12 protein-coding genes are annotated in these 10,936 nt (G+C 71.8%); 7 read left to right on the top strand and 5 right to left on the bottom strand.

The features are described from left to right. From FK498_RS13780 to FK498_RS13755, 6 genes are all read left to right on the top strand, one after another. A partial coding sequence (locus FK498_RS13780; RefSeq protein ID WP_141855493.1) for an HAD-IC family P-type ATPase occupies positions 1-545 on the top strand: 545 nt, incomplete at its 5' end. Then, a complete protein-coding gene (gene ccoS / locus FK498_RS13775; protein ID WP_141855491.1) occupies positions 533-706 on the top strand; it encodes a cbb3-type cytochrome oxidase assembly protein CcoS in 174 nt (57 codons plus the stop codon). The genes FK498_RS13780 and ccoS, both read left to right, overlap by 13 nt. After that, positions 703-894: a hypothetical protein gene (locus tag FK498_RS13770; protein WP_141855489.1), complete on the top strand. Its 192-nt coding sequence runs from the start codon at positions 703-705 to the stop codon at positions 892-894. Before ccoS ends, FK498_RS13770 begins: the two co-directional genes overlap by 4 nt. 98 nt (positions 895-992) lie before the next feature. Next, a complete protein-coding gene (locus FK498_RS13765) occupies positions 993-1,979 on the top strand; it encodes a TRAP transporter substrate-binding protein (protein ID WP_141855487.1) in 987 nt (328 codons plus the stop codon). 13 nt (positions 1,980-1,992) lie between these two features. Continuing rightward, positions 1,993-2,532: a TRAP transporter small permease subunit gene (locus FK498_RS13760; protein WP_141855485.1), complete on the top strand. Its 540-nt coding sequence runs from the start codon at positions 1,993-1,995 to the stop codon at positions 2,530-2,532. Positions 2,533-2,535: 3 nt separating this feature from the next. After that, the gene (locus FK498_RS13755) at positions 2,536-3,867 is read left to right on the top strand and encodes a TRAP transporter large permease (RefSeq protein ID WP_141855483.1); all 1,332 of its coding nucleotides are present in this window, start codon (positions 2,536-2,538) and stop codon (positions 3,865-3,867) included. On the opposite strand, the gene FK498_RS13750 is transcribed toward FK498_RS13755, so the two are convergent. The 3 genes from FK498_RS13750 to FK498_RS13740 are packed head-to-tail and all read right to left on the bottom strand — an operon-like array spanning position 3,857 to position 6,737. Then, entirely contained in the window at positions 3,857-5,344 is a 1,488-nt protein-coding gene (locus FK498_RS13750) for a tripartite tricarboxylate transporter permease (RefSeq protein ID WP_141855481.1), read from the bottom strand. The genes FK498_RS13755 and FK498_RS13750 overlap by 11 nt on opposite strands. Before the next feature lie 2 nt (positions 5,345-5,346). Then, positions 5,347-5,772, bottom strand: a complete 426-nt coding sequence (locus FK498_RS13745; RefSeq protein ID WP_141855479.1) for a tripartite tricarboxylate transporter TctB family protein — start codon at positions 5,770-5,772, stop codon at positions 5,347-5,349. Between the two features lie 8 nt (positions 5,773-5,780). Next, on the bottom strand, positions 5,781-6,737 hold the full coding sequence (locus tag FK498_RS13740) for a tripartite tricarboxylate transporter substrate binding protein (protein WP_141855476.1): 957 nt from the start codon (positions 6,735-6,737) through the stop codon (positions 5,781-5,783). Positions 6,738-7,134: 397 nt separating this feature from the next. Here FK498_RS13740 and acs point away from each other — a divergent pair, with 397 nt between their 5' ends. Next, positions 7,135-9,090, top strand: coding sequence for an acetate--CoA ligase (gene acs, locus FK498_RS13735; protein ID WP_141855474.1), 1,956 nt, complete (start codon positions 7,135-7,137; stop codon positions 9,088-9,090). A gap of 126 nt (positions 9,091-9,216) precedes the next feature. Here acs and FK498_RS13730 read toward each other — a convergent pair whose 3' ends face one another. Both FK498_RS13730 and FK498_RS19345 read right to left on the bottom strand, forming a co-directional pair. Continuing rightward, positions 9,217-10,071 carry an endonuclease/exonuclease/phosphatase family protein gene (locus FK498_RS13730; RefSeq protein ID WP_141855472.1) on the bottom strand — a complete coding sequence of 285 codons (855 nt, stop codon included), beginning with the start codon at positions 10,069-10,071 and terminating at the stop codon, positions 9,217-9,219. A 50-nt stretch (positions 10,072-10,121) separates the two neighbouring features. Then, entirely contained in the window at positions 10,122-10,703 is a 582-nt protein-coding gene (locus tag FK498_RS19345; protein WP_202614857.1) for a hypothetical protein, read from the bottom strand. Between the last annotated feature and the right edge of the window lie 233 nt (positions 10,704-10,936).

Raw genomic sequence — 10,936 nt, 5'->3', positions numbered from 1 at the left:
CCGATGCCCCGCGTGCCGACGCGCGCCAAGCTGTCGCGGCACTCGCCGCGCAGGGGCTGGCGCCGGAACTCCTCTCCGGCGACCGCGCGCCGGCGGTCGCCACCGCGGCCGCGGCCGCCGGCATCGTGCGCTGGACCGCGGCCGCCGATCCGGCGGCGAAGATCGCCAGGCTGGAGGCGCTCAAGCGCGAGGGCCGCCGTCCGCTCATGGTCGGCGACGGGCTGAACGATGCGCCGGCGCTGGCCGCCGCACATGTCTCGATCGCCTACGCCTCGGGCGCGGACGTCACCCAGGCGGCCGCCGACGTCGTGGTGCAGACGGATCGTCTCTCCGCTGTGCCGGACGCCGTCGCGGTCGCGCGGCGCGCGCAACGGCTCGTGCGCCAGAACGTCCTCGTCAGCCTGGGCTACAACGTGGTCGCAGTGCCGCTCGCGATCGCAGGCTTCGTGACCCCTCTGATCGCGGCCGTAGCGATGGCGGCCTCGTCGCTGACCGTGATCCTGAACGCGCTGCGCGTCGAGCGGAGGCCCGGATGGACGCGCTGACGCTGCTGATCCCGCTCTCGCTCGCGCTGGGCCTCGGCGCGCTCGCGGCCTTCCTCTGGACCCTGCGGTCGGGCCAGTACGACGATCTCGACGGTGCGGCGCACAGGATCCTGTTCGACGACGCCCCCCCTCCTGACGAGCACAAGGATAGCACGCGATGAGCCCTTCGACGGTCGTGTTCGGCGCCTTCGGCGTCGCATTCGCCCTGCTCGGCCTGTTCATGGCCGCGGCCGCCCGGGACTCCGGCTTCTACGTCTCCGGGCTGATCCTGTTCGTTTCCTTCGTCCTGTTCCTGTTCAAGCTGCTGCAGCACCACTTCGATGGCAACGATGCCGGCACGTCCGACTGACGCGGCCGCCCCCGTCCGGACCTGACGTTCCCTCTTGCGCTGCCGCGGCGGAGACGGTGTTATCCCCCGAAACGACGGAATACGGGAGACTTCGCACCATGCCGATGAACCGCCGCACCCTGCTCGGCGCCGCCCTCGCCGCGGGCGCCCTCGCCCATCTGCCCGCCCGCGCCCAGGCGCGCTGGCAGATGGCCACCCCCTATCCGGACGCCAACTTCCACACCGCCAACATCCGCAGCTTCCTCAAGGAGATCGAGGGCAGCGTGGCGGTGACGCTGCACACCAACCAGTCGCTCCTGAAGATGCCGGAGATCAAGCGGGGCGTGCAGACCGGGCAGGTGCAGATGGGCGAGATCCTGCTCTCGGCCTACGGCAACGAGGATCCGATGTTCGAGGTGGACGGGATCCCGATGCTGGTGACGAGCTTCACCCAGGCGCGCGTGCTGGCCGGGCTGCAGCGTCCGTTCGTGCAGGCGCGCATGCAGCGCCAGGGGCTGACGCTGCTCTACATGGTGCCGTGGCCGCAATCGGGCTTCTACACCAACGAGAAACTCGAGTCGCTCGACGGGCTCCGCGGCACAAAGTTCCGAACCTTCAATGCGGCGACCCAGCGCTTCGCCCAGCTCGTCGGCGCCACACCAACGCTGGTGCAGGCCGCCGAGGTGCCGCAGGCCTTCGCCACCGGCGTGGTGAACGCGATGGTCACCTCGGCCGCGACCGGCGTGGACAGCCAGGCCTGGGACTTCGTGCGCCACTTCACGCCGGTCGGCTTCACACGCACCAAGAACGCGGTGTTCTGCTCCACGCGCGCGCTCAACGCGCTGCCGGGCAGCGCGCAGGCGCTGATCCGCGACGCCGCCGAACGCGCCGAACAGCGCGGCTGGTCGCTCGCGCAGGAGCAGGAGCGCACGCGCCAGGAGGAGCTGGCACGCCGCGGCATGATCGTGACCGACCCGCCGCCCGCGAAGCTGATGGCTGAACTCGAGAAGGTGGGCGAGACGATGGTGAACGAGTGGCTCGCCAAGGCCGGCGAGGACGGCAGGAAGCTGATCGAGTCCTACCGCGCCGCGATCGCGCGCGCCTGACCGTCCCTCGCGCGTGAGGGCGCTCCGGCGCGGCCTCGATGCGCTCTACCTCGCCGGCGGCATCGCCGGCGCGGTGGCCATCGTCGCGATCGGCGCACTGGTGCTGGCGCAGGTCGTCCTGCGCCAGCTCGGCATGGTGATTCCGGGCGGCGACGATCTCACCGCCTTCAGCGTCGCCGCCTCGGCCATGCTGCCGCTCGCCTATGCGTTCCGCCACGGCGCGCATATCCGCGTCGATCTGATCATCGGCCATGTCGGCGGCGCGGCGCGGCACCGCATGGAGGTGGCGGCACTCGCGCTCGCCGTGGCGATGGCGCTGCTGTTCGCCTATGCGAGCTTCGATTCGATGCGCGACTCCTTCGCGTTCGAGGAGGTCGCTCAGGGCATGCTGGCGGTGCCGATCTGGATCCCCCAGCTCGCCATGGTGGCCGGGACCGCGCTGTTCGCCCTCGCCCTGCTCGACGACCTGGTAGTGGCGCTCGCCGGCGGCCGGCCCTCGTACCGCGCGCACGAGCCGGCCTCCGCGGTCGAGAAGGCGATGCAGGAGCTCTGACCGGTGAACGTCGAGCTCACCGAGGCGGGGCTCCTCCTGCTTGGCGTGCTGTTCGCCTTCCTGGGCCTCGGCGTCTGGATCGGCATCGCGCTGATGCTGACGGGCTTCTGCGGCATCGTCGTGCTGCCGATGCTGTTCCCTGCCTTCAACGAGTTCCCGGTGGAGAAGGTGCTCGGCACCTCGGTGTGGCAGGCGATGGCGTCCTGGACGCTCGCGGCCCTGCCGCTGTTCATCTGGATGGGCGAGATCCTGTTCCGCACGAGACTGTCCGAGGATATGTTCCGCGGCCTCGCGCCGTGGGTGCAGCGCCTGCCCGGGCGGCTGATGCATGTGAACGTGATCGGCTGCGGCATCTTCGCCGCCGTCTCCGGCTCCTCGGCCGCGACCTGCGCGACCATCGGCAAGATGAGCCTGCCGGCTTTGCTGTCGCGCGGCTACCACCGCAAGATGGCGATCGGCTCGCTCGCCGGCTCCGGCACGCTCGGCCTGCTCATCCCGCCCTCGATCGTGATGATCGTCTACGGCGTCGCCGCCGAGGTCTCGATCGTGCGGCTGTTCATCGCCGGGGTGATCCCGGGGCTGATGCTGATCGTGCTGTTCTCGGGCTACATCGCGCTCTGGTCGGTGCTGAACCCCTCGCTCACGCCGGAGCGCGATCCGCCGACCTCCTGGCGCGCCAAGCTCGAGGCCTCGTCGTCGCTGATCCCGATCATCCTGCTGATCCTCGGCGTGATCGGCTCGATCTATGGCGGCATCGCCACGGCGACCGAGGCCGCGGTGATGGGTGTCGCGGGTGCGCTGATCCTCTCCGCCTGGGGCGGCACGCTGACGCGCGAGAGCTTCGTCGCGAGCCTGATGGGCGCGGTGCGGCTCTCCTGCATGATCAACTTCATCCTCGCCGGCGCCGCCTTCCTCACCCAGGCGATGGCCTATTCGCGCATCCCGGTGGCGATGGCGCAGTGGGTCGGCGGGCAGGGCTTCCACCCCTATGTGATCATCGCCGCCCTCACCGCCCTCTACATCGTGCTCGGCTGCTTCATCGACGGCGTCTCGATGATCGTGCTGACGGTATCGGTGGCGCTGCCGATCATCCAGGCGGCCGGGTTCGACTTGCTGTGGTTCGGCATCTTCATCGTGCTGGTGGTGGAGATGGCGCAGATCACCCCGCCGGTCGGCTTCAACCTGTTCGTGCTGCAGGGGTTGACGGGCGAGAACATCTTCCGCGTCGCCGCCGCGACCGCACCGTTCTTCCTGCTCATGTGCATCGCGGTGGCGCTGGTGACGGTGTTCCCGGGGATCGCGACCTGGCTGCCCTCGACGATGTTCAGCTCGTGACCGTTCTGCCTCGGCGCAGCCAGGGGCTCGCGAGCACCAGCAGGGTGAGCGCGATCACGGCCCAGCTCGCCGGGTTGGCGACCAGCACCGCCGGATCGCCGAGCCCGATCGTGAGCGCGAGCCGGAGCTGCTGCTCGGCCATCGGCCCGAGCAGCATCCCGAGCACCGCCGGCGCGGTCGGGTAGTCGAGCCGCTCCATCGCGTAGCCGACCAGCCCGATCGCGAACAGCACGCCGAGATCGAACACCGAATTGTTGACCGCGAACACGCCGACCGCGGTGATCACCGCGATCGCCGGCGCCAGCACCACGGGCGGCAGGCGCAGCACCTGGCCGAAGAGACGCGTCGCCGCGAGCCCGCCGAGCAGCAGGAGCAGCATCGCCGTCACCAGCATCTGCAGCATGAAGCCGTAGACGATCTCCGGGGCCTCGCGGAAGAGCTGCGGCCCCGGCCGCAGCCCGTGCACCAGAAGCCCGCCGAGGATCACCGCGGCGACCCCGCTGCCCGGGATGCCGAGTGTGAGCGCGGGTACCAGCGCCGCGGCATTGTCGGCGCCGTTGCCCGCCTCGCTCGCCGCCACACCCTCGGGGTTGCCCTTGCCGAAGCTCTCAGGCTCGGCGCTGCGGCGCTTCGCCTCGTTGTAGGCGATCAGACTGGTGATCGAGCCGGCCGCGCCCGGCATGACACCGACGACGATGCCGATCAGCGAGCTTCTCAGCCAGACCGGCAGGAAGCGGCGCCATTCCGCCAGCACCGAGCCCGCGCGCCTGAGGCGCAGCGCCGAGCCCGGCATGCCCTCGCGCACCGCCTCCTCGGCCATCCTGAACACGGGCGGCAGCGCGTAGAGCCCCGTCAGCAGCACCACGATCGAGAATCCGTCCACCAGCTCGAGGATGTCGAAGGTGTAGCGTTCCGATCCGGTGATCAGGTCCTGGCCGACCGTGCCGAGCATGAGTCCGAGGGCGGCGGAGAGCAGCCCCTTGGGCGGATCGTCGCCGAGCAGCACCGCGACGGTCGCCAGCCCGAACATCGCCACCCAGAAATACTCGGCCGGGCCGAACAGCAGCGACACGCGCGCGAGCGGCGGCGCCAGCAGGATCAGCGCGAGCGCGGACAGCACCGAGCCGATCGTGCCGGAGACGACCGCGACCTGCAGCGCGTAGCCGGCCCGGCCCGACTGCGCGAGCGGGTAGCCGTCCAGCACGGTCGCGACGGAGGCCGGCGTGCCCGGCACGCGCAGGAGGATCGCGGTGATCGCGCCGCCATAGCTGCCGCCGTTGTACATCCCCGCCATCAGCCCGAGCGCCACCAGGGGATCGAGCCCGAAGGTGAAGGGGATCAGCACCGCGATGCCGGTGGTGACGGTCAGCCCGGGCATCGCGCCGACCACCAGCCCCATCGCCGTGCCCAGCACCATCGCCAGGATCGACGTCGGCGCGAGCACACTCGGCGCCGCGACGAGCAGCGGATCGAACACGCTCAGCCGCCCCAGAGCGCGCCCGCCGGCAGCGGCCTGGCGAACAGCCGCACGAACACCAGCCAGACCAGCAGCAGGAACCCGGCGGTGACGGGCAGCACCACGCGCATCTCGCGATAGCCGAGCGCGATCGGCAGGCCCAGCATCAGCAGCCCGGCCGACGGGAAGAAGCCGATCAGCGGGATGGCCCCGAGGAACGCGCCCACGGCGCCGACCGCGAGCGCGAGCCGTCCCGCGTGATGCGCGACCGGTGTGTCGTCGCCGCCGCCGCGCAGGCCGATCCAGAGCGCGAGCAGGACGATGGCGGCCAGCACCGCGGCGGGGAAGCTGCGCGCCTCGTCCGGGATCGCGAGCGTGGCTGGCACCAGCGCGGCGGCGCCGAGGACGATCCCGACGGGAAACAGCCGCTCGGCGAGGCTGCGTCGCATCCGCGCGGTCAGCGCCAGGGTGTCGCCGCCCAGATCGCGCGCATCTCCTCCAGCGTCTTCTTCAGGAACGCGCCGTACTCCTCGGCCGGCATGTAGCGCAGCGGCACCTTCGCCTTGATCGCCGCCTCCCTGTACTCGGGGTCGTTGATCGCCCTGGCGAGCGCATCCTGCAGCCGGGCGAGGATCGCCGCATCGACGCCCTTCGGCGCAACCAGGCCGCGCGAGGACCCGGCCACCACGTCGACGCCCTGCTCGCGGAAGGTCGGCACGTCGGGCGCCATCGCCTCGCGCTCGACGCTCATCACGCCGAGGATGCGCAGGTTGCCCTCCGCCGCCTGGTCCACGCCCTCGGAGAGGTTGAAGGTCGCCGCCGGCACGTGCCCGCCGAGCAGTGCGGTGCGCAAGGGGGCGGTGCCCCCGAAGGGTGCGTGGTTGATGCGCGCACCGGTGAGCCGTTGCATCACCAGGAGCGCCAGATGCTCGCTGTTGCCGGGCGCGCCGGAGGTGCCGACCGTGATCCGCCCGGGCTCGGCCTTCGCCGCCTGGATGAACGCGCCGAGCGACGCGTAGGGGCTGTCGCTGCGCACGCAGAGGATCGCCGGGTCGTAGGCGATGTTGCCGATCGGCGCGAAGCTGTCGATCGTGAAGCGCGTCTGCTTCTCCACCGTCATCGCGACGATCGCGGGCACGTTGATGAAGCCGATCGTGTAGCCGTCGGGCGCCGCCTGGGCGAGCGCGGTCCAGCCCACCTCGCCGCCGGCGCCCGGACGGTTGACCACGCCGATCGAGGCGCCGCCGAGATGCTTCTCCATGAAGCGCGCGATCGAGCGGGCCGCGACATCGGTGCCGCCGCCGGCGCCGAAGGCGACGATCATGGAGATCGGGCGCGCCGGCCAGGCCTGCGCGCGCGCGGCTGCAGGCAGCACGAGGGCGGGCGCGGCGAGCAGCGTGCGGCGACGGATCATGGGGCTCTCCCTCGGGTTGTGCGGCCCGATGATCCGACGGCGGCGCGAGCGGGACAAGGCGGGAGCGGCACGGGGGCGGAGCGATGCCGTCATGGGGAGGTGCGCGCGCTCAGGAGGGAGGGAAGAGGGGGGCGGTGGAAAACCGTGCGGGGGCGACGCTCGTTCCCCGCAGCGGCTGCGCCGGCCCGTCCGCCCTGCGTCCGTCCGTTCGGTGGCGGCGGGCGTATTGCTACAGGCAGACGGCACGGCTGAGCCGCGCCGCGTCGCGGGACGGCTTCGCGCTGCAAGGGGGCTCCCTCACCGCCCGGCGCATCGGCTAGGGTCGGCGGCCGGACCATGGAGCGGACGGGCGCCCGGACGGCGCCATCCGCGCGCCGCAACGATGGGGAGACTGCCGATGCCAGACACCGTCCCGTCCAAGGCCGCCGAGACCGTCATTCCCGTCCCGCCCGCGTGGGCGACCCGCGCGCACGTGGATGCGGCGCGGTACCGGGCGATGGTCGCGGCGGAAGCGGCCGATCCGGTCGCGTTCTGGGCGAAGGAGGCGAAACGGCTCGCCTGGATCCGGGAGCCGACCAAGATCAAGGACGTCGACTACACGGGAAAGGTGCATATCCGCTGGTACGAGGACGGCGTGCTGAACGCCTCGGCCAACTGCCTCGACCGCCATCTTGCCGCGCGCGGGGATCAGACCGCCATCATCTGGGAGGGCGACGACCCGAAGGAGAGCGCGCACCTCACCTATCGCGAGCTGCATGAGCGCGTCTGCCGGCTCGCCAATGCGATGAAGGCGCTCGGCGTGAAGAAGGGCGACCGGGTGACGATCTACCTGCCGATGATCCCGGAGGCGGCGGTGGCGATGCTGGCCTGCGCGCGCATCGGCGCGATCCACTCCGTGGTGTTCGGCGGGTTCTCGCCCGAGAGCCTGCACGGGCGCATCGAGGATTGCGGCTCGACCCTGCTGATCACCGCCGACGAGGGCCTGCGCGGCGGGCGCAAGGTGCCGCTGAAGGCGAACGCCGACGAGGCGCTGAAGCACTGCCCGACGATCAAGGACGTGATCGTGGTGCGACGCACCGGCGCGGCCGTTGCGATGAAGGAAGGGCGCGACCACTGGTACCACGAGCTCACCGCGGCAGCCTCGCCCGACTGCCCGCCCGAGCCGATGGGCGCCGAGGATCCGCTGTTCATCCTCTACACCTCCGGCTCGACCGGCAAGCCGAAGGGCGTGCTGCACACCACCGGCGGCTACATGGTCTGGGCCGCCTACACGCACCAGCTCGTGTTCGACTACCACGATGGCGAGATCTACTGGTGCACCGCCGATGTCGGCTGGGTGACCGGGCACACCTACATCGTCTACGGCCCGCTCGCGAACGGCGCGATCACGCTGATGTTCGAGGGCGTGCCGAACTACCCCACCGTCAGCCGCTTCTGGGAGGTGGTGGACAAGCACAAGGTCAACATCTTCTACACGGCGCCAACGGCGATCCGCGCCCTGATGCGCGAGGGCGAGGCACCGGTGAGGAAGACCTCGCGCGCCAGCCTGCGCCTGCTCGGAACGGTTGGGGAGCCGATCAATCCGGAGGCGTGGCTGTGGTACTGGCGCGTGGTGGGCGAGGAGCGCTGCCCGATCGTCGACACCTGGTGGCAGACGGAGACGGGCGGGATCCTGATCTCGCCCCTGCCGGGGGCGACGGCGTTGAAGCCCGGCTCCGCGACCCTGCCGCTGCCGGGGGTGAAGCCGGTGATCGTGGACGGCGAGGGCCGGGTTTTGGAGGGCGCGACGGAGGGGAATCTGTGCCTGGCGGATTCCTGGCCGGGGCAGATGCGCACGGTGTACGGCGACCACGATCGCTTCGTGCAGACCTACTTCTCGACCTTCCCGGGGCTCTACTTCACCGGCGACGGGGCGCGGCGCGATGCCGACGGCTACTACTGGATCACGGGCCGTGTCGATGACGTGCTGAACGTCGCTGGCCACCGCATGGGTACGGCGGAGATCGAGAGCGCCCTCGTGGCGCACCCGGCGGTGGCGGAGGCGGCGGTGGTGGGGATGCCGCACGACATCAAGGGCCAGGGCATCTACTGCTACGTGACGCTGAAGGCGGGGGTGGAGCCGAGCGAGGCGCTGCGCAAGGAACTCGTGGCGTGGGTGCGCAAGGAGATCGGTCCGATCGCGAGCCCCGATGTGATCCAATGGGCGCCCGGCCTGCCGAAGACGCGGTCGGGCAAGATCATGCGGCGGATCCTGCGCAAGATCGCGGCCAACGAGACCGACAATCTCGGCGACACGAGCACGCTGGCCGATCCGGCGGTGGTGGCGGAACTGGTGGCGAACCGGGTGCGGTGACCCCGGGACGGCACCGGGTCCCTGCCCGGCAGTCCGGGCACCCCGTGCCGCCGAGCAGCGTGTCCGCAGGAACCAGTGGGGGGACCGCGGTGGTCCCCCGCCCCCTCCGGCGCCCGGATCGCGGCGCTATCTCACATCGAGCGTGACGCTGACCGGGCAGTGATCCGACAGCCGCTCGCGGAACGCATGCTCGGTCTCGCGATAGACCAGCACGCGCAGGCTGCCGCGCACGAACCACTCCCGCGCCGCGCCGCCGAGCAGGATATGGTCGATGAAGCTCGTTCCGTTCCAGCACGGGTTGGAGAAGCCGGCGGTCGCACGCAGGAGCGGGGCTGCCCGTGACAGTGTTGCGAACACCTCGTCATCGCCGTCCATGCGCCGGTTGAAGTCGCCCAGCACGGCGAAGGCCTCGCCGGCGGCGCGCCGCGCGGCGATCCATGCGGCGACATGGCGGGCCTGCCCGGCGAGCTCGGCGCATTGGAGGCGCTGCGAACGTGCCGGATCATCCCAGGTGCAGCCGGCGCGCAGGTGCACGCTGAGCAGCCTGAGCGCGCGCCCCTCGATCGTGACCGTGATGTCGGCGCCGCGGCGCAGGCTGAAGCGCGCATCGGGCGCGAGGTCGAGCGCGGCCAGGTCCGGATTGGCGCGCCAGGCGATGCCGCGTCGGATCGCGAAGCCGGGGCGCTGCGTGTCGGTCTCGTCGGTGAAGTGGAAGTCGTAGACCCTGGCGTCGAACACGCGCGCTGCGGCCAGCCGACCGTCCACCTCCTGCAGGGCGACGATGTCGGCATCCAGCCGCTCGGCATAGCGCCGCAGCAGCGCGAGATCCTCGCCCCCGCGCGGGCGGAGCGAGCGCGGCAGGGCGGGATGGCCGGCCGGTTTGGCGGTCAGCCAGGAGATGTTCCAGGTGGAGAGCTTGACCTCGCGCGCCGCCGCCGGCAGCGCGACCAGCACGGCCAGGGCCAGCACGACGATCCGCATGCCGGCAGCCTAGCACCGCCCGCCTCGCCGTCCGGGGGGACGGCGCGCCGCTACCGCCAGCGCAGCGACGGCGGCGGCTCGAAGCCGGGATCGATCAGGCCGAGCCAGGACGCCTCGCGCGCGAGCCGAGCGGGATCCTCCTCCGCCGCCGCGGCGAGGGTGACCGCATCCGGGAGCCAGGCAAGCAGGCCCGGCCCGCGGCAGGCGGCGGCCACGCGCAGCTGCAGCGCGAGCCGCCAGGGCGGCATCGGCCGGCCTTCGAGCCGCACCATGACGTCGGCGAGGCGGAACCGCGCCGCCGGCGTGCCGGCTTGCACCGCCTGCACGGCGATCCAGGCATCGAGCGCGCGCCGTGCCTCCAGCATCGCCGCCGTCGCACCGGCGATCCGTCCGTCACCTCGCAGCAGTTCGGCGAGCACGTGGCCCGCGTCCCGGGCGGCGCGCACGATCCGCCGCACATGCGCCGGCAGCACCTCGGCGGGCCGCCGCACGAGCCAGGTGGCGGTGTCGACGCTCGCCGGCATCGCGCGCGAGCGCCAGCCGTTCCAGCTGCGGCGGAGCTCGGCATCCTCCGGCCAGTCGGCGCCGGGCCGGTCGGGCTCGTAGAGCAGACGCGCGACCGAGATCAGCATCCATCCCTGGCGGTACCAGCCCCGCGCCTCCGCGCGGTCGAGGTCGGCGAGGCCGCGCAGCCCGTCCGGCCAGCCGGGATCGTGGCCGCGCCGGGCGCGCCGCCGGGGCCAGGGCAGGGGGATGGCGGGGGGGGAGGCCGTGCTGGCCCATCACCCCCGCCTGCGCCGCGGCGGTGGTTCCGCCCGGGCTGGTGACGTTGCGGCGCAGCTCTGTGGCGTCCTCCGCGCTCGCG

Source organism: Elioraea sp. Yellowstone (assembly GCF_006704265.1).
Lineage (GTDB): Bacteria > Pseudomonadota > Alphaproteobacteria > Acetobacterales > Acetobacteraceae > Elioraea.
This window is presented reverse-complemented; position numbering and strand designations above follow the sequence as displayed.